The organism is Providencia sp. PROV073, assembly GCF_033688125.1.
Taxonomy (GTDB): domain Bacteria; phylum Pseudomonadota; class Gammaproteobacteria; order Enterobacterales; family Enterobacteriaceae; genus Providencia; species Providencia hangzhouensis.
On record NZ_CP096353.1, the window covers coordinates 2215851 to 2242076 of the forward strand.

General features: G+C 38.9%; 24 protein-coding genes. 18 read left to right on the forward strand and 6 right to left on the reverse strand.

Annotation, left to right across the window (positions count from 1 at the left end; all coding sequences use genetic code 11):
- The first annotated feature begins 24 nt into the window (after positions 1-24).
- From ftnA to M1F17_RS10045, 4 genes are all read left to right on the forward strand, one after another.
- The gene (ftnA, locus tag M1F17_RS10030) at positions 25-528 is read left to right on the forward strand and encodes a non-heme ferritin (RefSeq protein ID WP_004253892.1); all 504 of its coding nucleotides are present in this window, start codon (positions 25-27) and stop codon (positions 526-528) included.
- Between the two features lie 237 nt (positions 529-765).
- Entirely contained in the window at positions 766-1152 is a 387-nt protein-coding gene (gene copC, locus M1F17_RS10035) for a copper homeostasis periplasmic binding protein CopC (protein ID WP_144141403.1), read from the forward strand.
- Between the two features lies 1 nt (position 1153).
- On the forward strand, positions 1154-2050 hold the full coding sequence (gene copD, locus M1F17_RS10040; protein WP_094960505.1) for a copper homeostasis membrane protein CopD: 897 nt from the start codon (positions 1154-1156) through the stop codon (positions 2048-2050).
- A 64-nt stretch (positions 2051-2114) separates the two neighbouring features.
- On the forward strand, positions 2115-2462 hold the full coding sequence (locus M1F17_RS10045; protein ID WP_004253900.1) for a YebY family protein: 348 nt from the start codon (positions 2115-2117) through the stop codon (positions 2460-2462).
- A 422-nt stretch (positions 2463-2884) separates the two neighbouring features.
- Here the strand turns inward: M1F17_RS10045 and M1F17_RS10050 are convergent, their stop codons facing one another.
- The 3 genes from M1F17_RS10050 to yebS all read right to left on the reverse strand — a co-directional run bounded on the left by M1F17_RS10050 (position 2885) and on the right by yebS (position 6806).
- Complete coding sequence (locus M1F17_RS10050; RefSeq protein WP_004253902.1) at positions 2885-3118, reverse strand: DUF1480 family protein; 234 nt, start codon at positions 3116-3118, stop codon at positions 2885-2887.
- Positions 3119-3265: 147 nt separating this feature from the next.
- Complete coding sequence (locus M1F17_RS10055) at positions 3266-5605, reverse strand: PqiB family protein (RefSeq protein WP_318837425.1); 2340 nt, start codon at positions 5603-5605, stop codon at positions 3266-3268.
- Positions 5580-6806, reverse strand: coding sequence for a membrane integrity lipid transport subunit YebS (gene yebS, locus M1F17_RS10060; protein ID WP_272670057.1), 1227 nt, complete (start codon positions 6804-6806; stop codon positions 5580-5582). The genes M1F17_RS10055 and yebS overlap by 26 nt, the downstream gene beginning before the upstream one ends.
- A gap of 132 nt (positions 6807-6938) precedes the next feature.
- On the opposite strand from yebS, the gene M1F17_RS10065 reads away from it, so the two are divergent.
- The 7 genes from M1F17_RS10065 (at position 6939) to M1F17_RS10095 (ending at position 14751) form a co-directional block, all read left to right on the forward strand.
- Entirely contained in the window at positions 6939-7421 is a 483-nt protein-coding gene (locus M1F17_RS10065) for a GAF domain-containing protein (RefSeq protein ID WP_004253911.1), read from the forward strand.
- A gap of 110 nt (positions 7422-7531) precedes the next feature.
- A complete protein-coding gene (gene proQ, locus M1F17_RS10070; RefSeq protein ID WP_036957687.1) occupies positions 7532-8221 on the forward strand; it encodes an RNA chaperone ProQ in 690 nt (229 codons plus the stop codon).
- Between the two features lie 19 nt (positions 8222-8240).
- Complete coding sequence (gene prc, locus M1F17_RS10075) at positions 8241-10283, forward strand: carboxy terminal-processing peptidase (protein WP_004253916.1); 2043 nt, start codon at positions 8241-8243, stop codon at positions 10281-10283.
- Between the two features lie 286 nt (positions 10284-10569).
- Complete coding sequence (locus tag M1F17_RS10080) at positions 10570-11244, forward strand: cell envelope biogenesis protein TolA (RefSeq protein ID WP_318837426.1); 675 nt, start codon at positions 10570-10572, stop codon at positions 11242-11244.
- Positions 11245-11661: 417 nt separating this feature from the next.
- Positions 11662-12543: a protease HtpX gene (htpX, locus tag M1F17_RS10085; RefSeq protein WP_004253918.1), complete on the forward strand. Its 882-nt coding sequence runs from the start codon at positions 11662-11664 to the stop codon at positions 12541-12543.
- Positions 12544-12889: 346 nt separating this feature from the next.
- The gene (locus M1F17_RS10090; protein ID WP_094960510.1) at positions 12890-14272 is read left to right on the forward strand and encodes an alanine/glycine:cation symporter family protein; all 1383 of its coding nucleotides are present in this window, start codon (positions 12890-12892) and stop codon (positions 14270-14272) included.
- Positions 14273-14472: 200 nt separating this feature from the next.
- Positions 14473-14751, forward strand: a complete 279-nt coding sequence (locus tag M1F17_RS10095) for a hypothetical protein (protein ID WP_004253921.1) — start codon at positions 14473-14475, stop codon at positions 14749-14751.
- Between the two features lie 177 nt (positions 14752-14928).
- On the opposite strand, the gene M1F17_RS10100 is transcribed toward M1F17_RS10095, so the two are convergent.
- Entirely contained in the window at positions 14929-15150 is a 222-nt protein-coding gene (locus tag M1F17_RS10100) for a DUF2594 family protein (RefSeq protein WP_004253922.1), read from the reverse strand.
- A 371-nt stretch (positions 15151-15521) separates the two neighbouring features.
- Here M1F17_RS10100 and M1F17_RS10105 point away from each other — a divergent pair, with 371 nt between their 5' ends.
- The 4 genes from M1F17_RS10105 to M1F17_RS10120 all read left to right on the forward strand — a co-directional run bounded on the left by M1F17_RS10105 (position 15522) and on the right by M1F17_RS10120 (position 20090).
- Positions 15522-16721 (forward strand): sugar transporter, encoded by a 1200-nt coding sequence (locus M1F17_RS10105; RefSeq protein ID WP_094960511.1) that lies wholly within the window; start codon positions 15522-15524, stop codon positions 16719-16721.
- 126 nt (positions 16722-16847) lie between these two features.
- A complete protein-coding gene (locus M1F17_RS10110) occupies positions 16848-17180 on the forward strand; it encodes a DMT family transporter (protein WP_004254027.1) in 333 nt (110 codons plus the stop codon).
- A gap of 46 nt (positions 17181-17226) precedes the next feature.
- Positions 17227-17526: a DUF333 domain-containing protein gene (locus tag M1F17_RS10115; RefSeq protein ID WP_004254028.1), complete on the forward strand. Its 300-nt coding sequence runs from the start codon at positions 17227-17229 to the stop codon at positions 17524-17526.
- A 281-nt stretch (positions 17527-17807) separates the two neighbouring features.
- Complete coding sequence (locus M1F17_RS10120) at positions 17808-20090, forward strand: FdhF/YdeP family oxidoreductase (protein WP_318836955.1); 2283 nt, start codon at positions 17808-17810, stop codon at positions 20088-20090.
- A 58-nt stretch (positions 20091-20148) separates the two neighbouring features.
- Here the strand turns inward: M1F17_RS10120 and dsbB are convergent, their stop codons facing one another.
- On the reverse strand, positions 20149-20664 hold the full coding sequence (dsbB, locus tag M1F17_RS10125; RefSeq protein ID WP_004254030.1) for a disulfide bond formation protein DsbB: 516 nt from the start codon (positions 20662-20664) through the stop codon (positions 20149-20151).
- Positions 20665-20815: 151 nt separating this feature from the next.
- Positions 20816-22366 carry a sodium/proton antiporter NhaB gene (gene nhaB / locus M1F17_RS10130; protein WP_094960512.1) on the reverse strand — a complete coding sequence of 517 codons (1551 nt, stop codon included), beginning with the start codon at positions 22364-22366 and terminating at the stop codon, positions 20816-20818.
- A gap of 221 nt (positions 22367-22587) precedes the next feature.
- On the opposite strand from nhaB, the gene fadR reads away from it, so the two are divergent.
- The 3 genes from fadR (at position 22588) to alr (ending at position 26210) form a co-directional block, all read left to right on the forward strand.
- Entirely contained in the window at positions 22588-23304 is a 717-nt protein-coding gene (gene fadR, locus M1F17_RS10135; protein WP_094960513.1) for a fatty acid metabolism transcriptional regulator FadR, read from the forward strand.
- Between the two features lie 463 nt (positions 23305-23767).
- The gene (locus tag M1F17_RS10140) at positions 23768-25069 is read left to right on the forward strand and encodes a D-amino acid dehydrogenase (RefSeq protein ID WP_094960514.1); all 1302 of its coding nucleotides are present in this window, start codon (positions 23768-23770) and stop codon (positions 25067-25069) included.
- Positions 25070-25130: 61 nt separating this feature from the next.
- Positions 25131-26210 (forward strand): alanine racemase, encoded by a 1080-nt coding sequence (alr, locus tag M1F17_RS10145; protein ID WP_318836956.1) that lies wholly within the window; start codon positions 25131-25133, stop codon positions 26208-26210.
- Positions 26211-26226: the final 16 nt, after the last annotated feature.

The following is a 26226-nucleotide window of genomic DNA, read 5'->3' on the forward strand; positions in this document are numbered from 1 at the left end:
ATAATTAATCGATAAGGCATAAATATGTTAACTACAGATATGGTCAAAAAATTAAACGAACAATTAAACCTTGAATTTTATTCTGCAAATCTTTATTTGCAAATGAGCGCTTGGTGTAGTGACAAAGGCTATGAAGGTGCTGCAGCGTTCTTAAAAGCACACTCACAAGAAGAAATGGAACATATGCAGCGTTTATTTGATTACCTTAGTGACACTGGGGCATTACCCCTGTTAGGGCAAATTGCAGCGCCACCAGTTGATTTCAAATCAATTAGCGATGTATTTCATCAAACTTATGAGCATGAGCAATTAATTACTCGTGAAATTAATAAATTGGCTCATTTAGCAATGACAACACAAGATTATTCTACATTTAATTTCTTACAATGGTATGTTGCAGAGCAACACGAAGAAGAGAAATTATTTAAATCAGTACTGGATAAACTGGATATGGTGGGTGAGTCTGGTAAGGCACTATTCTTGTTAGATAAAGATTTGAAAAACATGTCAGCGGCAACACATGTTTAATCTACACGCCAGTGAGTAGATAGAAATATCGTTTTATCTCCATGTAAAACATAAAGACCTCTCTAGGCTTATGGGCATGAATCCTGCAATTCAATGTTCATAAGTCTTTTTCTTTTCATTTTGTGTGAAAACTCACAGGATAGGCCGATAAAACCTATTTTTAAGCAGTAAAATGGTTTGTTTTCCGTATAATGATTGGTAATTATTCTAAATTCACCTGCAAATTAAGAGGTTACTATGCCAATTAACCCTATTAAATCTTCATGGCGCAAACTTAGCGCTGTCGCCGTTCTATTTTTAGGCATGTCTTTCCAACAAGCATTTGCACATGCGCACTTAAAAGACCAACTTCCTGCTGAAGGTACGGCAGTAGAACAAGCCCCTGAGTCTATCTCATTAAGCTTTTCTGAAGGCATTGAAGTTAATTTCACTAAGGTCAGTATTATCGGTCCTGAAAATAAAATAGTGAAAACCGGTAAAGCAACGTTAGACCCAAGTAACGATACAAAAGTGATTGTCCCTGTGGAAGACAAGCTCGTTGCTGGGAAATATGACGTTAATTGGAGCGTCGTTTCTGTCGATGGACACAAAACAAAAGGAACGTATAGCTTTACAGTGAAATAATATGTCACTAGAAGCTTTTTATACCCTTATTCGCTTTATTCATTTTATCGCTGCAATATTGATGTGTGGAATGTCAATATTTGCAGTGGTACTTAGTCGTGAGCCATTTAATTATTTGCTCAGCCGCTATTTGAATAAAGGTATTTTCTTCTGCGCCATCGTTACCGTGTTAACAACTTTTGGTTGGATGCTTGCACAAGCAGGCCTGATGGGAGATGGTTGGCAAGATAGTATCGATTTGGATATATGGCAAGGGGTTTTAGGGACGTCATTCGGTCAAGTATGGCGTTGGGAACTTTTGTCATCTGTATTATTGTTATTGGTTTTATTTGTAAAACCAATCCAATTGCGATTGAAACTCATATTGGTTTTTTCAGTGATCCTACTTGGTTTGCATGCTTTTATTGGGCACGCGGCTATGCATGATGGCTTACTCGGAACCCTCCACCGCATCAATCAATTCATTCATCTTATTAGTTCAGCCTATTGGTTTGGCGGTTTGTGGCCATTTTTAATTTGCATTCAATTTTTACGCAATAAAAAAGAAATGGTCGAAGGGATGGATAAACACATTGTGAATACCATGATGCGTTTTTCGCGTTATGGTCATATCGCTGTTGCACTGGTTATTATTACTGGGGTCATTAGCGCAATAACGCTCTTACCTGGCTGGCCATTAAACTATTCAGGGTCAGAATACCAATCACTACTTTGGTTTAAGATCATTTTAGTGGGGGGAATGCTTCTATTGGCTATTATCAATCGCTATTACATCGTACCGATTATTAAACAAAAAGGGCGGGTCAACACCCTAATTATTAACAGTTGGGTTGAGTTACTGTTAGGGACTATGGCTATCCTTTCGGTGGCGATTTTTGCAAGCTACCAGCCAATCTAGCTAAACTTTTATATTTAATTGATAATAACGCGAAGATATCTTTAATGTTTGATAAGGCACTACCATGAAATTTAAACTCATTATTTGCACACTGTTATTGGCTGGTACCGTAAGTACTGCTTTTTCTGCACCGTTAACATCCGTGAGTAAGAAACAATTTGGAGATGATTGGCCATTTACTCGTGAGGAGGTCATGTTAGAGTGCCGTCATAATGGGGCTTTGGTCGTTATTAACCCTGCGACATTAATGCAATATCCATTAAATGATATTGCAACTGAATTGATGAATAAAAAAGAAATTAAAGCACAGCCTATTGATGTGCTGCTTAAGCCTATCGATAGCACCAAGACAGTTGTGGAAAGAATATTACCTATAAAAGAAGCCGCTGAAAAGTTGTGTGTTAGCAACTAAGCTGATAGCAAAGTAAAACCATTAGAGCATAAAGGAAGTGGTGAATTAATAAATTATCATTGTTATTCAATTAGTTGATTGATTGAAAGGTTTGAATGATTAGGTGAATAGGTTTAACCTATTAAACAAATAGTTCAATATTATAAAATCAAGAAATAAATTGTGTTAATAATATGTGAAAATATTGATAATAAACATGGTAAGAACGTGCATTGAAAGCTAATATTATAGTGTACTTTGTTACGTCTCAATGGCAATTTTAGCGCACGGCTCTGCCAGAGCCATTTCCCAAGGCCCGGTAATCGGAATCTACCAGGCCTCTTTTTTTGCCTATTATTTTGTTAGCTCTCATTTCATATCAGCTTCTCAGTTCCTACCTACTTATATGCTTAGTCAATAGCCTAAGTGTACTAACAAAATTCTTAAGCAAGTTTCATCACCCAATGGTGATTTTCTTTATCATAACGATCACGATAGAGCAGGACTGGTTTTTCATCTAAAGTTGCAGGAATACTTGTATGCTCGTCCCAGCCATCAAGCTGCATGCAAAAATCGGTATCAGAATCACATGGAATACTCACTGTGTCGCTTTTATGGGAAGCCATAACTGCATCATTAATTTCATAGGAAGATATTTTCAATTTTACAATACACATAACTGCACCTCATTCATTGATTTTAACTATGTATAAACAGCCCAATGAAATTAAGCATAGTATAAATGGAATTAATTTCCAAAATAATTTTTATGACGTATGAAGGGTTAGGGTGCTATATGTGGTTAATATGCACCCTAATAGTGGTTATTTTTTAGGAATAGAAGTTCCCCAGTCCATGTAATCTTTAGGGGGTTCCAACTTCAGGATGAAATGCTGTTCAGGCTTGGCTTCTGGGGCTAAAGGCACTGACGGCGGGGTTGCGAAGGAAATGCCACCGCGTACAAATTGTTTGAAAGTCCCACTCTTGGCGACACCACCAGTTAAACCAAATGAGAAATTAAAACCGGAAGATTGCCAAAATTCTGTATTATTGCGAATGAGATATTGGTATTCCTTGCCAATGCGTGTGGCAACATATACGCGATCGGAAAGCTCTCCCAAATATAGACCTGTAACAACACCGACTTCTAGGCCTCTGAATAAAATAGGCGTGCCAACTTGAACGGAGCCGACATCACTCGCATCAAGGTAAATAGTTAAACCGTCTAGATAACGCGAGTCTGTAATATTTGCAGCTTGTAATTCAAATTGATAACGGCTTTTATTATTACGTCCTGGCTCAGCACTAATATAGGGTTGTAATATGCTATCTAAATTATTTAAACCCGCAGGGGATAATTCAGGTGTTACAACTGCGAAACGGCTTCCTAACCGGGTAAAAGCACTGACATATTCAGGGTATAGAATGGCTTTTGCTTGTACTTCACGTTTATCAGATGACAATTTTAATGATTCAATTTGGCCAATATTGATGCCCAAATAACGGATAGGCATACCTTCTGAGAGTTTTGATGCATCAAATGTTGTTAATGTAATGATGCTTCCTATCGCTTTAGCTGAGGTTTCATTTGGATAAAGTGTGTGTTGGCGAGCGGTATTGGCAACACCTCCATCCAGGTTATCAAAGCTAATAGCACCGCTAATAGCTCGGCTCAGCGGTGCCGCTTGAACGGTTAAACCATTACCATTAAGTTGAACTTTTGCACCGCCTTCAGCCCAAAATACACTGTTTTCAGTGAGTAAATGAAGATATTCATTTGAGATATTTACATTGATCGCAAACCCAGCCTTGGTCGGTTTAATGGCAATTATTTTACCGACTGCAAATTGGCGATAAAGAACAACAGAGCCTGCCTGAATGTCTGGTAATGTTGTGGTATTGAGAGTGATAGTTGTGGGTGGTAAAGCCCCTAAAATACCCGCTTTTGCATTATCATCACTACGATATAAAGGAAAAGTTTCTGGGAGTTTTTCTTGGCTTTGTCCTGCTATCAGATGAATACCACCATCTAACCACTCTTGGGGAGTAGCTCCTTGGAATTGTAATCCATTAAGACCTAATTGGATATCCACTCGGCTATTGGCAACAAACTTGCTGTCTTCTCGAACAAGATGTTGGAACTCATCATATATCAGGATATTAAAATTTACTTTCTCAGTTGCTAAGTGACGCTGTAACACCTCGCCAATTTGAATGCCTTTATAAACAATAGGTTGACCTTTATCGACGCCATAAGTGTCATGTGCCCAAAGTGTTAGCAACAGGGGGTCTTTACCATCTTGTTCTGCGGTTTGGGCTATTTTTTTACTGTCTTGTAGGACAAATTTTTGCCCTTCTTCTGCTTGTGGGCTGTCTTGTGGTGAATCAAAAGCAATGGCGCCATTTATAACAGCAGAAAGGCTTTCCATTTTTACGCTAGCGCCAGATTTAAGGTCAAAGCTGCCTTGTAGCCCTGACACATTCCAAAACTGGCTCTCTTTACGGACCAAGTGAACATAAGGTTTTTTGACAACGGCAGAAATGGAAACCCCTTGGTTATCAGGCAAAATGGTGTAGTCTGAAATATAACCAACAGGGACTTTCCGGTAATAAATAGGCGAGTTTTCATTCAGTGAGCCTAAATCTGGAGCAGTCAGGTGAATAAGCAATTCACCTTTATCAATGTCTAGCTGCGGTGGTGTGTCTTGTGCAACAAAAGAGAACTGTTCTGTGCCTGTGCTTGGTAACATACCAATGTAATTTCCACCAACTAAAGCATCAAGACCAGAAACACCCGCTAACGATGCTTTGGGGGTCACTAACCAAAATTTAGTCCCTGAATTTAAGGCTGGCCGCATATCTTTATTCACACTAGCAGTGACAATGATGGTTTTCATATTTTTACTGATAGCAACGGATTGTACTAAACCTACTTCAACCCCTTGATACCGGATAGGCGTTCTATTGGCGACGACTCCAGGTGCGGATGTAAACTCAATAGTGATATCCGTTCCTCGTTCAGCCCAATGTTGAAACAAAAGCCAGCCTGCAATGAAAATAGCGACTAAAGGCAATAGCCAGAAAGGCGAAATTTGCCTGCGTTTGCGTAATATGGCTTCTGATATTTCTTCAGAGGGTTCATTTTGTAGGTTTTGATTTTCCATAAGAATCCCAAATTAAACGGCTATCTAACCACTCAACAGCCAAAATTGTTAAAATAACGGCTGAACCAAAATACAGTGCGGCTGGCCCCATAGTAAAAGACATGAGTTGATCACGGTTAACGAGTGTCATCATCAAGGCGATGACAAATAAATCTAGCATTGACCAACGACCAATCCACGAAACAAACCTAAGTAATTTCATACGTAAAATAGGGTCAGTATTGCTTTTTAAATGGATAGAAAACAGTAGCAATATCATAATAATAATCTTAATAAATGGAACCAGTATACTGGCGATGAATACAATAACTGCGATTGGCCAGTTACCTGAATCAATTAAAGAGACAACCCCAGAATAAATGGTGTCTTCTAAGCGCTGTCCATTGAGATAAAAAATAGAGATTGGCATTAAATTAGCAGGAAACAATAACACCATGGCAGCAATTAGTGCGGCCCAAGTTTTTTGTAAGCTATAAGGTTCCCGATAATGAATAGGGCGATGACATCGTTTGCATTTCCCATTCCAATTTGCGGGCCCAGTGTAATGGCAAGCCGTGCAAGTTAGCGAGTTATCTTGTACTTTTTTATTATTGATGGGATAAAATTTTTGCCATAACTCATCTAGGTTTATGTGGATGAGAATTAATAAACTGAGAATAGACATAGTAATAAAAGCCACTAAGCCATGCCCAATGAATACACTTGCGTAATCTTGCATTTTAATGGCGGCAATACCCAATGCTATTAGGTAAACATCTAACATAACCCATTCTTTGATGTGGCTTAACACTAAAAGAATAGGCCGGAGATTCAAATTGATATGCTGACCAATAGATAACAATAAAATTAAAATTGGTAATAATAAGGGGGCTGCAATAGCACAAAAAGCCACTATACTGGCAGTAAATGGATCCCCTTGTTGATTAATTAAGCGTATACCTTCAATGACATTTGCATTAATTTGGCTTCCTAATAAATGAATAGAAATAAGGGGTTGCCAAAAAGCAATGGGAGCAAGCATCAGTAATGTGATAGCCAGTATTGATAAACGGTTGAGTGACCAAGAACGTCCATCATTAAGTTGACTAGAACAGCGAGGACAAACAACGACTTGTCGTACGTTGGCTCGAGGGGTTAGTAGCTTCTGATTGCAATGATTACAACGTTGAAAAAGCAAATCAGTGTGGTTAATGTAGTTCATATTGACTCATTTTAGGTGGTTACCTAGATGTAATCTAGTGTAAAAAAATTTACCTCAAAGTGACAAATTGGTAACCTTAGGGCTACGCTTACAAACATTCGATTAATTGCTTGATTATTACAAGAAATAATTATGGATAAAAAGAAGTATTATCTTGAACTTTCGGACAATCTCTCTGCATTACTTGCAGGTGAGTATGATTTAATTGCAACTTTAGCAAATACCAGTGCATTATTATATGAATATTTAGAAGGGGTTAACTGGGCTGGTTTTTATCTCAGTAATGGGCAAGAATTAGTTCTGGGTCCTTTCCAAGGTAAAGTTGCGTGTGTTCGAATTCCTTTTGGTAAAGGCGTTTGTGGTACAGCTTTTAGTAATAACCAAGTTCAGCGTATAGAAGATGTTCATGCCTTCCCAGGTCATATTGCCTGTGATGCAGCAAGTAACGCTGAAATTGTGTTCCCTTTGGTAGTTAGTGGGCAAATTATCGGGGTTTTAGATATTGATAGCCCAAATATTAGCCAATTCGACCAAGAAGACGAAAAAGGGCTACAACACCTTGTAAACCAGTTGTGCCAACATCTGGCAATGTGTTCTATGCCTAAATATCACTAAATAATGGTCAGTTAAATTAATAGTAACGTGGCAATTGTCAGCAACACGATTATAATGTCGGCTTGTTCATGCCCGTGAGGTTGGCAAAATCGTTGTTATCAGGAAATTTCATGGAAAATCAACCTAAGTTGAATAGTAGTAAAGAAGTTATCGCATTTCTAGCAGAGCGTTTTCCTCGCTGTTTTATCGCTGAAGGCGAAGCACGTCCGTTAAAAGTCGGAATTTTTCAAGATATCGTAGGATGCTTAAAAGAAGAAGATGGTATTAGCAAAACGCAATTGCGTTCTGCGTTACGCATGTATACTTCTAGCTGGCGTTATCTCTACGGTGTTAAAGAGGGCGCTAAACGCGTTGACTTAAATGGTGAAGATTGTGGTGAATTAGATGCAGAACATATTGCTCATGCGCGCCAACAATTAGCCGAGGCTAAAGCTCGAGTTCAAGCACAACGTGCTGAACAAAAAGCACAAAAACGTCCAGCAGCGAAAAAAGCGAGTGAGAAAACCCCTCGTAATCAAGATGCAGCTAAAGAAAAAACGCCTCGTCGCCGTCCGTCAGATAATAAAGAACGCTCGCAAAATACATCTGCTAAAGCCCCTCGTCGTAATACACCTGCGCCAGAGCAAAATCTGAAATCAGTCACTGATATCAATACCCTTCAAATTGGTCAAACTTTGAAAGTGAAAGTCGGTACCAGTGTGATGGACGCCTCTGTGCTGGAAATTGCGAAAGATGGTGTTAGGGTTCAATTGCCAACAGGGCTGGCAATGATTGTACGCGCGGAACATTTAAAGTTCTGATACGGAGGTCAATCAGGTCATGAACAAACTTCTTAAAATTGCATTGGTGGTAAGTCTAGCGACTTTTGGCAGTGCAATAGCTAATACTCAAGCAGTGGCTCCGGTCACTGCGGCTCAGTTACCTGTCTTAAAACAGAGTGCACAGCACGGTACTGTGAGTGAAAGGGTCACCTCTCGGTTTACTCGCTCACATTATCGCCAATTCGATTTAGACAATGCGTTTTCTGGGAAGATATTTGATCGTTATCTCAATATGTTAGATTTCGGTCATAATGTTTTACTTCAATCCGATATTGACCAATACGCCAAAGATAAAGGCAAAGTGGGTCAGTGGCTTGAGGATGGCAAATTAGATACGTTCTATGACCTGTATAACCTGTCTCAGGAAAGACGTTTCGAGCGCTTTAAATATGCATTGGCTCGTTTAGAGCAACCCATCGATTTAAATGCGACTGATTCTATTGAAGTTGACCGTTCAAAATCACCATGGCCTAAAGATAAGCAAGAGCTTGATCGTCTATGGGACCAAAAAGTGCGTTATGATTGGTTGAATTTAAAACTATCAGGTAAAGATGATAAAGAAATCAAAGAGAAACTGACAAAACGCTATAATTTTGCGTTGCGGCGTTTAACGCAAGCGCAAAGTGAAGACGTTTTTCAATTGATAGTTAACTCTTTCGCTCGTGAAATCGATCCACACACAAGTTATCTGTCGCCTCGTAATACTGAACAATTTAATTCAGAAATGAGCTTATCATTAGAAGGAATTGGTGCGGTATTACAGCAAGATGACGAAAATACGGTTATTAACTCATTAGTTGCTGGGGGGCCAGCTGCTAAAAGTAAAGAGCTAAAAGTCGGCGATAAAATTATCGGTGTTGGCCAAACGGGTAAACCTATTGTTGATGTGGTTGGCTGGCGCCTTGATGATGTGGTTGCTTTAATTAAAGGCCCGAAAGGAAGTAAAGTTCGGTTAGAAGTCGTTTCTGATACTAAAGGGGCGAAACCTCATATTGTCACCATAGTTCGGGAGCAGATCCGACTGGAAGACCGAGCGGTCAAACTGACGATTAAACAGCAAGGTAAAGATAAAGTTGCTGTTTTAGATATTCCTGGTTTTTATGTTGGTTTAACCAATGATGTTAAAACTCAATTGCAAAACTTGGCTAAAGATAATGTTTCCGCATTGGTTATTGATTTACGCGGTAATGGTGGTGGAGCATTAACCGAAGCGGTCTCTTTATCAGGTTTGTTTATTCCGAAAGGGCCAATTGTTCAAGTTCGTGATAACAACGGTCAAGTTCGCCAAGATATTGATGATGACGATGTTATTTATTATAAGGGGCCTCTTGTTGTTTTAGTCGACCGCTTTAGTGCATCCGCATCTGAGATTTTTGCTGCAGCAATGCAAGATTATGGCAGAGCGATGATTGTTGGGGAACCGACCTTTGGTAAAGGAACTGTTCAGCAGCACCGTAGTTTGAGCCGTGTTTACGATCAAATGCTAAAACCAGAATGGCCTTCATTAGGTTCTGTCCAATATACCATTCAGAAGTTTTACCGAGTTAATGGTGGTAGCACACAACGTGAAGGTGTAACCCCTGATGTGATAATGCCTACAGGCCAAGACCCAGCTGAAACTGGAGAAAGCTTTGAGGACAATGCATTACCATGGGATAGTATTCCACCGGCAAAATATACACCTGTTGGTAATGTGTCTTCTGATTTATCACCAATAAAAACTCAGCATTTGGCACGTATTAGCAAAGACCCTGAATTCAACTATATTGATGAAGATATTGCTCGCTATAAAGTAAACAAAGAGAGTAAGAATCTTATTTCGCTCAACTATGCAGAGCGCCAAAAAGAAGATTCAGAACTTGAAGCGACAAAATTGAAACGTATAAATGAACGTAATACTCGGGAAGGTAAACCACTATTGAAATCAATTGATGATTTGCCTAAAGATTACGAAGGGCCAGACCCATACCTCGATGAAACGGTGAAAATGGCGATCGACTTAGCTAATCAACATACTAAGCTATTATCAAATAATAAATAATATTCTCTTAGTGTTTAACAGAATTAAGCCAGCGAAAGCTGGCTTAATTTTTTGAGTTTCTTTAACGCTATCTTAATCCGCTTAGAAAATAGAAAATCAAATGTTAATTTATTATTAATTTTGGTGTTTTTAGTCAGCGACTATTAAATTAGTGAAGTTTTATTCTTTATTTATTTTATTTCCCCAAATGACTGACTGAAATTGATGATTAATTATAGGTTTCTTTACCTTTACTTAATTTATCCTAAACTTTTGGTATAGCTTTCCTTAACAACGAGACAATACCATGCGTAAATTATTTGTAGGATTAATGGCAGTTAGTGTAATGATGATTGCATCTATAAATACAGCGAATGCAAGAAATTACCCATGTTCTGGAAGTAAAGGGGGAATAGATCGCTGTGAAGATGGTAAATTTATTTGTAATGATGGTTCAACAAGTCGCTCAGAGCAAGTGTGTACCATAGAATTAAAAAATGATATTAACAGCAAAGCGAAAGCGGCTGGTACTTCGATTGGTGCAGGTGTTGCTAAGCAATCAAGTAAACCATCGGTTTCTGACTCAATAAAGAGCACGAGTGATAAAGCAAGCAAAGCTAGTGATAAAGCATCAGATACAGCTAAGACAGTAAAAGAAAAAGCCGCTAAAACGACAGATAAAGAATCAGCAAAAGCGGTGAAAGAAAAAGCTAGCAAAACGACAGATAAAGAATCAGCAAAAGCGGTGAAAGAAAAAGCTAGCAAAGCGACAGATAAAGAGCCAGCAAAAGCGGTGAAAGAGAAAGCTAGCAAAGCGGCAGATAAAGAGCCAGCAAAAGCGGTGAAAGAAAAAGCTAGCAAAGCGGCAGACAAAGAATCGGCAAAAGCGGTAAAAGAAAAAGCATCTAAAGCCAAAGATAAAGAATCAGCTAAGACAATAAAAGAGAAATCAACAAAATCGACTAAAGAGAAAACTAATTAGCGCGAGAACTAAACAACAGACAGCGATAGAACAGAATAGTGCCACTTAATGTGGCATTATTTTTTAATAGAGTGGAAGTAAAAGTAAATATTCATTCATTTGGCAAACAATGTGAGTGATAATATAGATAAATACACTAAATTGTTTTTGGTGATTGGCTAACTAGCTTTATCGTTTCAATTACAAATAGCTTTGAATTTAAATGGTTACAAAATGAGCCTTTAAAAACAAATGGTTAAATTCTTACTAAAGAAGTTATCATTTATTTAGAGCATAATGATGAGTTTTGAACGCAGCTATGTAAAGTTATGTTATTTTTTAGGGTTTTCGCGTTAATGCACTTGAAAAAGTGTGAAAAAACCTTATTTATAAAGTAAATTCTACGTATATTTGTTTTTACCAAGGAATACATAAAAAATGATGAGAATTGCTTTATTCTTACTCACAAACTTAGCGGTTATGTTTGTGTTTGGGATAATCCTAAGCTTAACTGGGATCAGAGGTAGTAGTGTCCAAGGCCTCATGATCATGGCTGGCCTATTTGGTTTTGGTGGTGCTTTCATTTCACTATTGATGTCCAAATGGATGGCTTTAAAATCAGTGGGTGGTGAGGTTATTGAAACTCCACGTAACCAAACAGAACAGTGGTTAGTATCAACTGTTGAGCGCCAAGCAAAACAAGTTGGAATTCAGATGCCACAAGTGGCTATTTATCATGCTCCAGATATTAACGCGTTTGCAACAGGGGCTCGCCGTGATGCTTCGCTTGTTGCAGTAAGTACTGGGCTATTAGAGAATATGAGCCGTGATGAGGCGGAAGCTGTTATCGCTCATGAAATTAGCCATATCGCGAATGGTGACATGGTGACGATGACCTTATTACAAGGTGTGGTGAACACGTTCGTCATCTTTATTTCACGTATTATCGCACAGGTTGCGGCAGGCTTTATGTCCAACAGTGATAACGAAAGTGAAAGTAGTAATGGTAACCCAATGGTTTATTTTGCTGTTTCCATGGTACTTGAAATCGTCTTCGGTATTTTGGCAAGCATCATTACTATGTGGTTCTCTCGTTATCGTGAGTTCCATGCGGACGCAGGTTCTGCAAAATTAGTTGGCCGTGAAAAGATGATAGCTGCATTGCAACGGTTGAAAACGAGCTATGAGCCACAAGAAGAAGGCCGTTTGATGGCGTTTTGCATCAATGGTCGTGGTAAAGCATTCAGTGAATTATTTTTATCACACCCACCATTAGACAAACGTATTGAAGCATTGCGCTCAGGTGAATATTTAAAATAGCCTAAATAATAGTCTAAAGTTAGCTTTAAATAGACAACGATTTTAGTATCTGCCCAGTAATAATTTAATTACTGGGCATTTTTTATCTATACAATATGATAAATATGCTCCCTCAAAATACCCATTCATAGCTAACAAACTCAATTCTAATTCTGACTCGCAATAAATTGTATTAATAACTGTAATCGATAAATCACAAGTGAGCTTACTCACAATCTTTTATTTTAAATGATGAATTACTGAAAATTTGTTCGCTTTTATTTTACTTTTAATCTTTATTAGATTGATAAGGAATTGTTATGAATTCGATTGTTTTGTTAATTAATATGAATTAATTGGGGGTAGGATGGATTTGATAACTACGTGGTTAAGTGAACTAAATGGAGTGGTTTGGGGAGTACCAATGCTGGTTGGGATCTTAGGCGTTGGTATTTATATGCAAATCCGGCTTGCATTTTTACCGATAAGAAAAATTGGGACAGGTTTTAAGTTATTGTTTCAAAAGAATGAATCACGGGGTGAGGGACAAATATCGCCTTTTAATGCATTAATGACAGCGTTATCGGCAACGATTGGTACAGGGAATATTGCCGGAGTTGCAACCGCAGTGGTCATGGGAGGGCCGGGAGCGTTATTCTGGATGTGGATGACGGCATTGGTAGGAATGGCAACAAAATATTCTGAGGCGGTGTTAGCTGTTCGTTTTCGTGAAGTCGATAAATATGGCCAATATATTGGTGGCCCAATGTACTACATTAAAAATGGATTAGGCCCTAAATGGATTTGGCTGGGAACACTGTTTGCCTTTTTCGGTGCATGTGCCAGTTTTGGTATCGGCAATACGGTACAAGCGAACTCAGTGGCAGATGTGCTAGAAAGTAACTTTGGCGTGCATAAATGGTTGACCGCAGGGGCTTTAGTTTTATTAGTTGGTGCGGTATTGATTGGTGGGCTGCGACGTATTTCTGATGTTGCAGGAAAACTTGTCCCATTTATGACTGTTGCCTATTTTGGCGCGGGGGTCATTGTGCTTGGTATTTATTTTACTGAGATCCCTGCGGCACTTTCTCTGGTTGTTACCTCGGCTTTTAACCCTGTTGCTGCTCAAGGTGGGTTTGCGGGGGCTGCTGTATGGGCTGCAATACGCTTTGGGGTTGCACGAGGCGTATTTTCCAATGAAGCAGGTTTGGGGAGTGCGCCTATCGCTCATGCCGCTGCAAAAACACAAAACCCTATTCGCCAAGGACTCATTGCGATGTTAGGGACATTTATTGACACTATCATTGTGTGCTCTGTCACAGGGTTAACTATCATTATTACTGGTGGTTGGCTGACCAGTGAAACAGGCGCGACATTAACCGCATCATCATTCCAAACGGCAATTCCCGGTGGAAATTATATTGTTGCTATCGCATTAGCCGTGTTTGCATTTACCACTATTCTGGGTTGGAGCTTTTATGGCGAAAAATGTGTGCAATATTTATTTGGGTTGCGAGCAATAAAGCCGTACAGAGTTTTATGGCTGATTGCTTTACCTATCGGCGCAACACAATCACTTGATTTTGTTTGGTTGTTGGCGGATACACTAAATGCCATGATGGCGATCCCTAATTTGATTGCCTTGTTACTTTTAAGCCCTGTTGTTTATCGGTTAACACGTGACCATATAAAAGATGTGAACGCAGACAGCATTGATATGGCAAAACAGTTGTACGACAATAAATCATAATCTATTGATAATAAGCTTCATTTTAATAGTGAAGCTTATTATTTCATCAATATCTCTCCTCTCATTCATCAGGCCTATCGATGGGCAATATATAAATCATCTATTTTTATAGGTAAAATTACGGTATGGCGTTAAATGCGCTATGCTTAGAAGAGAAGTTGTATACCATGCGTATTTTATAAATTAAACAAGGGGATAGAATGGATATTCTGGAGAAAACGTTATTGTTTGGTAATGATTTTTTGACAACGACAAATCCCGCTAGGTTAGTTCCGTTTAAATTTGAGATCTACCGTTCTGAGCAAGGTTTTTACCATCGGATTTATAAGCAAGTTGGTATGTCTGGCGCTAACTTTGGGCAAACGTTTGAAGTGTGGGCTTTTGAAGAACAGAAAAGTTGGGATAAGCAAACTGACGATACAACAGTTGATGAATATATTCAGCATTGCCAAGATATTTATAAACGGAATAATACATAAGTTGTAGAAAAAAAAAGCCCCCTTCATAGGGTTCTGAAGGGGGAGCTAAATGAATAAAGAATGGTTTAATTCATGAACAAAGATAGATGATTTTCATGATTAAAACTTAGTTATTTGTGCAGTTTAAACCACTTTATAGCATGTATATCCTTAAAATAGCATTTATCGCTAAATAATCTATTGGCGATACGCTGTTTTTATCTGTTCTAACGTATTTTTATAGGTTTCTGCCTGTTTTTCGTCTTCCATTTGTGCAACTTCACGTTGCATCTTGACCAAAATCTTACCTGCATCAGCTTGGCCGATAGCTTTTAGCATATGCGTTAATAAGTTTTTTAGGCAAGTAACTTCATCTGCTAAGGTATTAACGTTAGGTTCAGTAGGAAAATGGTTTTTCATTAAAGCGGTCCTTTAAGCATAAAAAATAATAGTGAGATTGTAGCATAGAAAGTAATGTGATGTATTTTCAGATAACTGAATGTAATAAATATTCAGATAAATGACTTAAATTTGAACGAATAATGAAACAGAATAGTCGAGAGAATAAAAATAAGCAGACATGATATTGTTCTTGCCAATTAGGCAAAGAGGAGCCTTTATGAGTAATGAAAAAATGTGATACAATTCACATAAAAAGAGTTATTAGCAACCTAGCTTGCTTAGTGACAACTCAATCCTGTATGAAATACCAATATCCTTTCGCAGCAATTTTTACGCACAATTAAACCGTTGTGTATGTTATTTGTGGGAAAGTAAAGGCTAAGAGAAATATGACGCAAGTTTCTAGAAAAACAGCTTGGATCCGTGTAATAGCATTAGCGGTCGCTGCATTTGTTTTTAACACAACAGAGTTTGTGCCTGTAGCATTACTCAGTGATATTGCAAAAAGCTTTGATATGACGGTCGCACATACTGGATTGATGATAACAATCTACGCGTGGGTTGTGGCTTTGATGTCGTTACCTTTAATGCTATTAACCAGTAAAATAGAGCGTCGCAAATTATTAGCTTTTTTATTCGTTATTTTTGTTATTAGCCACATTATTTCAGGGTTTGCGTGGAGTTTTGATATTCTAATAGCAGGGCGTATTGGCGTTGCATTATCCCATGCGGTATTTTGGTCAATTACTGCATCTTTAGCTATTCGGGTTGCTCCTGCAGGTAAAAAAGCCCAAGCTCTTGGGTTATTAGCAACGGGGACCGCTTTAGCGACAGTATTAGGGCTTCCCCTTGGTCGAGTGGTTGGGCAGTTTTTAGGCTGGCGGGCGACGTTTTTAGGTATTGGTATCATTGCATTATTTACTATGGTTGTGTTGATCCGTTTTTTACCTCGTTTACCAAGTGAACATTCTGGTTCGTTAAAAAGTGTTCCTATGCTATTCCAACGGCCTGCACTCGTAGGAATGTTCGCATTAACTGTTTTAGCTGTTACCGCACATTTTACAGCTTACAGCTATATTGAACCTTTTGTTCGAGAGGTTGCATTGCAAAGCCAAAATTTTGCTACTTTACTACTACTGATTTTTGGTGGTGCCGGTATTTTCGGAAGCGTAATATTTAGTCGTTACAGCAGCAAGTTTTCATTATCATTTTTACCTGCAGCAATCGCATTTATGACGATTTGTTTATTATTGCTGATGCCATTAGGTAGAGATGTTTGGTCTTTGGTTATGTTATCAGTGTTCTGGGGAATGGCGATGATGTGCATTGGCTTAGGGATGCAAGTTAAGGTGATTGATTTATCTCCAGATGCTACTGACTTGGCAATGTCAATTTTCTCTGGAATTTTTAATATTGGTATTGGCGCTGGTGCGCTGTTAGGTAACCAAGTTATTGTTCATTTGGGGATGACTCAAATTGGTTATATTGGTGGTGCGATCGGTCTGATAGCCTTTGCTTTATGTGTTTATCTATTCAAGCGCTATAGAGAATCTCTTACTGATAGAATAGACGTAGCTTCAAATCATTAACTCGTCTTAGCACCATGAAGAAGATATAAAAGCTCTGGGTTATTTTCAGGATAGACAGAGCTTTTTTGTTGTATATAGGAAAATAATAAGTTTCATTATTACTAATTCTAATAATAAGGAAAGGCGATGAAGGGTTTGGGTTTTTTGTTGATGTCTATTATTGCAGAAGTCATTGCGACGACAACATTGAAAGCATCTGATGGTTTTAGTCGTTTTTGGCCGTCTTTGATTGTTATTGTTGGCTATGCTGTCTCTTTTTGGGGGCTTTCGCAGGTAGTAAAAACAATGCCATTGGGTATTGCTTATGCAATTTGGTCAGGTTTAGGGATCGTGTTGGTTTCCGTCGCTGCAATTTATATTTACAACCAAAAACTCGATTTACCTGCAATTATTGGTATGCTATTAATTATTATTGGTGTTTTAGTCATCAATTTATTTTCAAAAAGCGGCGGGCACTAAACAGTTGGTGCAAAATGTTCAGGTAGCATGATAGGAGAAGCAGGGAATGAGGCATAGGGTTAATCATTTTTTTCAGCCAATAATAGCAATGTCACTTATTGGCGTTATATCTGTCATGTTATCTGCGTGTGGTAGTTCAAATGTGGATAAATCGGTGGAACATTCTGCGAGTCAGTATGCTCAACAAGTGGTCAATTTAGGCCCCGGTGCACAAGAAGCTTGTATGTCAGCGGGTGGGTTGCCCGCACTCACATTAGAATTAAATGGGTCACAAACTGCAGTATGCCAATTTGCGAATGGTAAACGTTGTGCTGTTGACATTATACAATCTGGCTCTTGTATATAACTCTTCTTTTTATGAAGTTAATTAATTTTCTTTTAATGGAAAGTTAATTAACTTCATGCATTTATTATAACTGAATGTTAAATTAATATTCATCATTTCTTTTTTTAATTATATTCTAATTGCTCATTTATAAATCATCTAATTATGAACATCTATTTAAGTGTTTATTTTAATTATTGATATTTAACGGCGAAGTTACTAATATTAAATAATAAAGAAAAGTTTAAATAATTATAAAAGCATATATAAAGACATTTCCATTTATTAAAGAGTAATGCCTAATGAAAAAGAAAATTGAAGAGTATGATGGCCCCGCTGCGGGTTGGGGGGCTGTAAAAGCAGTTGCAGAAGCTTTACGTGGCCAAATGAAAGTAGGACACGATATCATTGCAATGTTTGAAATGAATAAGGTGGATGGCTTTGATTGCCCTGGTTGTGCGTGGCCTGACCCTGTCCATACAGCATCATTTGATATTTGTGAAAATGGCGCAAAAGCAATTGCTTGGGAAGCAACATCTAAAAAAACAACCCCGGAATTTTTTTCTAAATATACTGTAACAGAATTACTCGAATGGGATGACTTTCATTTAGAAGATGAAGGGCGTTTAACTCACCCCATGAAATATAATTCACAAACAGATAAATATGAACCTATCGAATGGGAAGAAGCCTTTCAACAAATAGGTACGCGTTTACAAAGTTATTCAGACCCAAATACCGTTGAATTTTATACCTCCGGCCGGACTTCAAATGAAGCCGCATTTTTATATCAATTACTGGCTCGTGAATATGGAACAAATAATTTTCCAGACTGTTCAAATATGTGCCATGAGCCAACGAGTGTTGGTCTTGCTAACTCTATTGGTGTCGGTAAGGCGACGGTATTATTAGACGACTTTGATAAAGCAGATTTAGTGATTTGTATAGGTCATAACCCTGGGACTAACCACCCGAGGATGTTGAGCTCATTGCGTGAAGTTTCTAAACGCGGCGCAAAGATCATTGCAATAAACCCTTTAAGAGAGCGTGGTCTTGAGCGCTTTACCTATCCGCAAGACGTGGTAGAAATGCTCACGTTAGAGTCTACTCCTTTAGCTGGACACTATTATAAAGTTCGTGTTGGTGGAGACACTGCGTTACTTAAAGGTGTGATGAAGTTATTGATTGAAAAACACCAAGCTGCAGTCGATGCAGGAAAAGAGCCTATTCTTGATACTGAATTTATATCAACTCATACACAGGGTTATGAAGCTTTAAAAAATGACTTACTGACAACGAGTTGGAAAGATATTTTAAGGGTTTCTGGCTTACCGCGTGAGTCTATCGAAGAGATTGCGGATCTTTATATTGAGGCAAAAAGTACCATTATTTGTTATGGCATGGGGATCACTCAGCACGAGCATGGTACGCAAAACGTTCAGCAACTCGTTAATTTATTACTACTGAAAGGTAATATTGGTCGGGAAGGTGCGGGAATTTGCCCTCTGCGTGGTCATTCGAATGTTCAGGGTGATAGAACCGTTGGTATTACGGAAAAACCGTCAAAAAGCTTTTTAGACAAAATTGAACAACGATTTGGTTTTAAACCACCAAGCGAATTTGGTCATGCAGCCGTCGCGAGCATGCAAGCCATTTCTGAAGGAAAAGCGAAGGCTTTAATCTGCATGGGCGGAAACTTAGCAGTTGCCATGCCAGATAAAGACGCTTGTTTTGCAGGTATGAAAAAGCTTGATTTAGCGGTGCACACAGCAACTAAACTAAATCGCTCCCATTTATTAACCGCTAAGCAGACATTTTTATTACCTGTATTAGGTCGCAGTGAAATAGACAGGCAAAGCAGTGGTGTGCAATGTGTGACCGTAGAAGACTCAATGTCGATGGTTCACGCTTCAAAAGGTTTACTTAAACCGTGTAGCCCTTATCTTAAATCTGAGTGTGCGATTATTGCAGGGATAGCTAAAGCGACAATACCGCAGAGTAAAGTTGAATGGGATGACTTTATCGGCAATTACGATTTAATTCGTGACGCAATGGAAGCGGTATTACCTGGTTTTGATGATTATAATGCACGCATTAAAATACCCGGAGGATTCCATCTGACTAATGCGGCTTCTGAGCGTCGTTGGTTAACGCAATCAGGCAAAGCTAACTTTGTACCGACAGAAGGTGTTATTGAAGACCCGAACTCAGCAGTTAACAGTGAACTCATTTTGGCAACATTACGTAGCCATGACCAATATAATACTACAATTTATGGATTAAATGACCGATATCGCGGTGTGTTTGGGCAACGAGATGTTGTTTTCATCAGTGGTGCAGAAGCCCAAAAACAGAAGTTACAAGCGGGAGATAAAGTTAATCTCATCGCATTAGACCGCGAGCAGAAACCAACAAAACGCCGTTTAGATAACCTCACTGTGGTGATCTATGATATGGCAGACCGAAGTGTTGCAACTTATTTCCCTGAAGCCAATAATTTAATTTCATTAGATAATTTCGACCCGCAATGTGGTATTCCTGCGTATAAAAATATCCCTGTGAAATTAGAGAGAGTCATTCAATAGATAGATGTTATTGTTTAGGAACCCCAAATGTTGAATTTAACATTTGGGGTTTTAAAGATTATTTTTTGGCTGGGAAGAATTGGCTGATGATAACAATGATTGCAACTAAGAGATAAGCAGCGAAGATACCAATTAACCATTGTGGCATATCAAGCCCTAAGAATGCCCATTGCCTAACGGCACAGTCACCTGTTGCTTCAAACACTGCAGGGACCCACTCTTGTAATGGTAACCAATCAGGGAAATTAACGAAAAAATCGCAAGAAGCAAATGGAGAAGGATAAAGTTGTAGCATGGTATGTTCCCATGCAAGGTCTAAGCCACGCCAAGCAGAGTAAACCCAAATAAGAATTGCTACCCAGCGTATTACCATATTCCGTGGTGCTATTGCCCCAATTAAGCCAGCAACCATAATGCCAAGTAATGCAACACGTTCATAGACACACATAACACAGGGTTGTAGCTTCATCACATGTTGAAAATATAAGGCCGCACACTCGAGCATAAAGGCAATAAAGGCCATGAGTAGCCAGGCGCCTCTCCCTTGCGAGCAGTAGTTAAAAAATCTGAACATACTTAGTATCCTAATTGAGTAATGCGCACATTTTGCCTCTATCAGCTCGATAAAAAAAGCAATTAAAGTGAAATAATGCAATTTCAGATAAGGCTTTACCTAACATTACAATTAGCCATATTGGTATATGGCTAATTGTTTTAAAGTATAGTTACTGGGCGAATGTAATCAAACCGATACTTTCCATCCAATGAGTGATTGGTACTAGCCAGAGCTCTACCCCTAATAACCCGACAATAGTCATTACGATGGTATATGGAAGAGCCATCCAAACCATACGACCGTAGGATAAACGGATTAGTGGAGATAACGCTGAGGTTAATAAGAATAAGAAAGCAGCTTGCCCATTAGGTGTTGCAACAGAAGGCAGGTTAGTACCTGTATTAATTGCTACGGCTAAGAATTGGTATTGTTCCATTGATACCAAACCTTCATTCGCTGCTTTTAAGGCTTCAGTAATGTAAACAGTCCCTACGAATACGTTATCTGATACGGCAGAGAGTAGGCCATTAAATAGATAGAATAATGATAATTGTGACGACTCAGAGGATTGCAGCACAAACTGAATAAATGGGGTGAATAGTTGTTGGTCAATGATTACGGCTACAATACTAAAGAAGACAGTTAATAATGCGGTAAAGGGTAACGCTTCCTCGAAGGCTTTCCCCAACGCATGTTCTTCTGTGATACCACAAAATGCGGTCGTTAGCACGATAACAGAAAGACCAATAAGGCCAACTTCCGCTAAATGGAAAGCAAGAGCAACGATTAACCACACGCCAATTAAGCCCTGAACGACTAACTGTGCAAGATCTCTTTTGGTACGTTTAGCCGTCAGTTTTTTATCGTGCTCAGTCAAAATTTGACGTACAGAGTCAGGAAGCTCAGCACCGTAACCAAATAGCTTGAACTTTTCAACAACAAAACAGACAACCAAGCCACAAATAAAAACAGGTATGGTCACAGGAGCCATACGAATATAAAAAGTAATGAAGTCCCAATTAACATGCTTTGCAATGATAAGGTTTTGTGGTTCACCAACCATGGTCATGACACCACCAAGCGCGGTACCAATACCGGCATGCATCATTAAGCTACGTAAAAATGCCCTAAATTGCTCAAGGGTTTGCTTTTGTTCCGCACTATTAATGAAACCATCATTTTGTAGGTCAGTGTTGCTGGGCTGGTTAGAGGCATATTGGTGATAGATAGAATAAAAGCCAATTGAGACGCTAATGACGACGGCAATAACGGTTAATGCGTCTAAAAATGCGGATAAAAATGCACTTGCCATACAAAAAGCAAGGGAAAGAATGCGTTTAGAGCGCACGTTTATCAACAGTTTGGTGAAAACAAATAACAGTAATTGCTTCATGAAGTAGATACCAGCTACCATAAAAATCAGTAACAGGATAACTTCAAGGTTATTGCTAATTTCATGTGAAATTTGGGCAGGGGTGGTCATACCAATAATAACGGCTTCTATGGCTAAAAGACCACCTGGCTGCAATGGGTAACATTTAAGAGCCATTGCTAATGTGAATATGAATTCAACAACTAATAGCCAGCCTGCGACGAAGGGGCTGATGAAGTAAAAGATAATAGGGTTAACTATTAAAAATACAATAATTGCTAATTTGTACCAATCAGGCGAATTTCCCAGGAAATTTTTCAAAAAAGCAGTTTTTAAACTAAAATCCATTATGATTCGTTATCCTCTTTTATGCGGATGTCGTGTATTGTGCTATACATACTACTCTTATCTTTTGCGGATTTTAAGCTTATTTGCTAATTGAGAGCTTATGAATTATATGGAAATTCTATGATTTGCCTCACTCTTTATTTTTAGTCTAACTATATCAGACGATGACAATCTGGTATGATTTGCCCAATATCCGTCTAAATGTTTGGAATAATAAAAATATGGTTATTAAAGCTCAAAGTCCGGCTGGTTTCGCGGAAGAGTATATTATTGAGAGCATATGGAACAACCGCTTTCCACCAGGTTCAATTTTACCCGCAGAGCGTGAGCTTTCGGAATTAATTGGTGTGACACGAACAACCTTACGTGAGGTGTTACAGCGCTTGGCTCGGGACGGTTGGCTAACCATTCAGCATGGTAAACCAACTAAAGTGAATAACTATTGGGAAACGTCTGGTCTAAATATTTTGGAGACATTGGCTAGGCTAGATCACGATAGGGTGCCCCAGCTAATCGATAATTTATTGGCAGTACGTACCAATATCGCTGCTATTTTTATCCGTACAGCCTTTCGAAATAACCCCGAGAAATCAATAGAAGTATTAGCTGAGCGGGAAAAAGTTGAAGATAATTCAGATGCATTTAGTGATTTGGATTATAACATTTTCCGTGGTCTTGCATTTGCATCCGGTAACCCGATCTATGGCTTGATTATTAACGGCTTAAAAGGGCTTTATACCCGTGTTGGTCGCTATTATTTTTCGAACCCAGAAGCTAGGCGTTTAGCGTTAAATTTCTATCAACAATTAAGCCATCTTTGTCGTGAACAAGCCTATGACCGTATTATGGATTGTGTGCGTAATTATGGAAAAGAAAGTGGAATAATTTGGCATAGTATGCAAAGCAATATGCCTTCAGATTTAGCTCAAAGTCGCTAATTAATTAGCGGTGATACACTTAAGGCCAGCATGTTGCATTGAATCTGCATGCTGGTTTTTTTATCGTTAATGATTGACAGTTTTTAGTCACATAGCCACCGAATACGAAAATGAAGCGAAAAAACCAATTTTTGTTGGTTTTTTTGAAATTTAATGCTGACAAAACCCCTCGAATTGGTTTAATAAAATAAACATATTTTATTGGGCGCATCACTTGAATCGATAGAAAACTCTGAATTAACAAAATAGATAAATTGCCATTATTTTATCCAATTGAATTATAAGAATTTAAATTTATGCTTAAATTTTAGTCTAGTATTTAATATCGACATGTAAAACAAATGTGATGAAATTTAAATTTTTTAACTTTATTGTTAAAAGTGTTAATCCACCACATTGGCAAATAATTTCTAGAATATTATCCTAAAATAAATGATGCATATTTTTATTTTGCGGGGAAGCTATGAAAATTCTAGTGTTAGGTGCGGGAGTGATCGGTGTAACAACAGCATGGTATTTAGCACAAGAAGGGCACGAAGTGCTGGTGGTGGATAGACAACATGATGTAGCAGAGGAAACAAGCGCAGCAAATGCAGGGCAAGTATCCCCTGGCTATGCAACCCCATGGGGGGCTCCTGGTATCCCCCTTAAAGCCGTGAAATGGATGTTTGAAAAACATGCGCCCTTGGCAATACGTCCAGATGGTACGTTATTTCAACTGCGTTGGATGTGGCAGATGCTAAAAAACTGCGATATCCAACATTATGCGATGAATAAAAGCCGTATGGTGCGCATTGCAGAATACAGCCGTGATTGTATTCGCCAATTAAGAGTGGATACAGGCATTGAATATGAAGCTCGTCAAGGTGGCACCTTACAGCTTTTTCGTACGGCAGAGCAGTTTGATAATGCAGCGAATGATATTGCGGTCTTACGGCAAGAAGGTGTTCCATACGAATTATTGACGTCTAATGAATTAGTTAAAGCGGAACCTGCGTTAGAGTTTGTCAAGCACAAGCTTACAGGGGGGTTGCGATTACCCAATGATGAAACAGGGGATTGCCAGCAGTTCACCAAAAAACTGGCTAAAATGGCGCAAAATGCGGGAGTCCAATTCAAATTTGGTAGCCGGATTGAACAGATTTTAACCGAAGGTAACAAAGTTAGCGGCGTTAAAATAGATGGTGAAATTTTGCAAGCGGACCGATATGTAGTAGCGATGGGCTCTTATTCCACCTCAATGCTACAACGTCTGGTTCAAATTCCGGTTTACCCACTCAAAGGCTATTCATTGACGATGCCAATTATTGATGAACAGCGTGCCCCAATGTCTACTATCTTGGATGAAACATACAAAATTGCAGTAACGCGGTTTGACAAGCGTATTCGTGTCGGTGGAATGGCTGAAGTCGTTGGGTTTAATTTGAATATCCTGAAAAAACGCTGCGAAACATTAAAAATGGTGGTACAAGATTTATATCAAGGCGGTGGTGATATTGCACAAGCGCAATTTTGGACGGGGCTGCGCCCAATGACACCGGATGGTACCCCAATAGTTGGGCCGACTGCATACAGTAATTTATATTTAAATACAGGGCATGGGACGCTGGGCTGGACAATGGCTTGTGGTGCAGGAAAACTGCTAGCAGATTTAATTTCAGGGAACACACCAGAGATAGCGTCTGATGATTTATCGGTATTTAGGTACCTTGATGGCTTTAATACCAAACTGGTTACTCATGGTGATTTAACTCCAGCACGTTAAGCGTTTGATGTTTTGGCATCATTGTAATTTTAGAATTAATTAAATGTACTAAGGAATTAAAATGCCGCGCCCTATAAGTGCTGTTATTCATCTACAAAATTTACAACATAATTTGGCTATTGTACGGCAACATGTTGGAAACTCGAAAATTTGGTCAGTCATGAAAGCAGACGGTTATGGTCACGGTATCAAGCAGATTTGGCCTGCATTAAAAGAAACGGATGGTTTTGGGGTATTGGATTTTGATGAGGCCATTTTATTGCGAAAAGAAGGGTGGAAAGGGCCAATTCTGTTGTTAGAAGGTTTCTTCCAGCCACAAGACTTACAATTGATTGACCAGTATAATTTAACAACCAGCGTTCATAGTGAGTGGCAATTGTTTGCTATTGAAAATGCACAATTATCATCACCTATTTCAGTCTATATAAAACTAAATAGCGGCATGAATCGATTAGGTTTTTCACCGAGCGAATACGAAAGTGTGGTACAACGGTTATCTAAAATGCCGAATGTACGCAGTTTAACGTTAATGAGTCACTTTGCTAATTCAGATACCAAAACGGGCATTACTGAACCTTTTCAACAAATCCAGCAATTTGAACACTTATCTTTAGAAACCTGCATCGCAAATTCAGGGGCAACACTGTGGCATAAACACACACAATATGATTGGATTCGTACAGGTATTTTACTGTATGGCGCTTCTCCAAGTGGAAAGTCTACTGATATATCTGGGTTGGGCTTGAAGGCGGCGATGACCTTACAGTCAGAAGTGATCGCTATCCATGAAATTCCAGCAGGTCAATCAATTGGTTATGGTAGCCGGTTTACATCGACTAAACCTATGTGTATTGCGACAGTAGCGTGTGGTTATGCAGATGGCTACCCTAGACATGCTGCCAATGGAACGCCTGTATGGTGCAAAGGAAAGCGTTGTGCGCTACTGGGGGCTGTTTCAATGGATATGCTGACAATTGATATCAGTGACTGTGGCGATGTTAAGCTTGGTGAGCGAGTGGAGTTATGGGGGCAAAACTTACCGGTTGATGAGGTTGCACAAGCTGCGGGGACAATTGGTTATGAGCTACTTTGTGCGCTAGCAAAAAGAGTTCCTGTTTCTTATGAAAATAAAGTAGAATAAATATTAATCAGTCACG

Coding starts and splice junctions, on each gene's coding strand:
- ftnA (WP_004253892.1), top strand. CDS start 25: ATGTTAACTACAGATATGGTCAAAAAATTAAACGAACAATTAAACCTT.
- copC (WP_144141403.1), top strand. CDS start 766: ATGCCAATTAACCCTATTAAATCTTCATGGCGCAAACTTAGCGCTGTC.
- copD (WP_094960505.1), top strand. CDS start 1,154: ATGTCACTAGAAGCTTTTTATACCCTTATTCGCTTTATTCATTTTATC.
- M1F17_RS10045 (WP_004253900.1), top strand. CDS start 2,115: ATGAAATTTAAACTCATTATTTGCACACTGTTATTGGCTGGTACCGTA.
- M1F17_RS10050 (WP_004253902.1), bottom strand. CDS start 3,118: ATGTGTATTGTAAAATTGAAAATATCTTCCTATGAAATTAATGATGCA.
- M1F17_RS10055 (WP_318837425.1), bottom strand. CDS start 5,605: ATGGAAAATCAAAACCTACAAAATGAACCCTCTGAAGAAATATCAGAA.
- yebS (WP_272670057.1), bottom strand. CDS start 6,806: ATGAACTACATTAACCACACTGATTTGCTTTTTCAACGTTGTAATCAT.
- M1F17_RS10065 (WP_004253911.1), top strand. CDS start 6,939: ATGGATAAAAAGAAGTATTATCTTGAACTTTCGGACAATCTCTCTGCA.
- proQ (WP_036957687.1), top strand. CDS start 7,532: ATGGAAAATCAACCTAAGTTGAATAGTAGTAAAGAAGTTATCGCATTT.
- prc (WP_004253916.1), top strand. CDS start 8,241: ATGAACAAACTTCTTAAAATTGCATTGGTGGTAAGTCTAGCGACTTTT.
- M1F17_RS10080 (WP_318837426.1), top strand. CDS start 10,570: ATGCGTAAATTATTTGTAGGATTAATGGCAGTTAGTGTAATGATGATT.
- htpX (WP_004253918.1), top strand. CDS start 11,662: ATGATGAGAATTGCTTTATTCTTACTCACAAACTTAGCGGTTATGTTT.
- M1F17_RS10090 (WP_094960510.1), top strand. CDS start 12,890: ATGGATTTGATAACTACGTGGTTAAGTGAACTAAATGGAGTGGTTTGG.
- M1F17_RS10095 (WP_004253921.1), top strand. CDS start 14,473: ATGGATATTCTGGAGAAAACGTTATTGTTTGGTAATGATTTTTTGACA.
- M1F17_RS10100 (WP_004253922.1), bottom strand. CDS start 15,150: ATGAAAAACCATTTTCCTACTGAACCTAACGTTAATACCTTAGCAGAT.
- M1F17_RS10105 (WP_094960511.1), top strand. CDS start 15,522: ATGACGCAAGTTTCTAGAAAAACAGCTTGGATCCGTGTAATAGCATTA.
- M1F17_RS10110 (WP_004254027.1), top strand. CDS start 16,848: ATGAAGGGTTTGGGTTTTTTGTTGATGTCTATTATTGCAGAAGTCATT.
- M1F17_RS10115 (WP_004254028.1), top strand. CDS start 17,227: ATGAGGCATAGGGTTAATCATTTTTTTCAGCCAATAATAGCAATGTCA.
- M1F17_RS10120 (WP_318836955.1), top strand. CDS start 17,808: ATGAAAAAGAAAATTGAAGAGTATGATGGCCCCGCTGCGGGTTGGGGG.
- dsbB (WP_004254030.1), bottom strand. CDS start 20,664: ATGTTCAGATTTTTTAACTACTGCTCGCAAGGGAGAGGCGCCTGGCTA.
- nhaB (WP_094960512.1), bottom strand. CDS start 22,366: ATGGATTTTAGTTTAAAAACTGCTTTTTTGAAAAATTTCCTGGGAAAT.
- fadR (WP_094960513.1), top strand. CDS start 22,588: ATGGTTATTAAAGCTCAAAGTCCGGCTGGTTTCGCGGAAGAGTATATT.
- M1F17_RS10140 (WP_094960514.1), top strand. CDS start 23,768: ATGAAAATTCTAGTGTTAGGTGCGGGAGTGATCGGTGTAACAACAGCA.
- alr (WP_318836956.1), top strand. CDS start 25,131: ATGCCGCGCCCTATAAGTGCTGTTATTCATCTACAAAATTTACAACAT.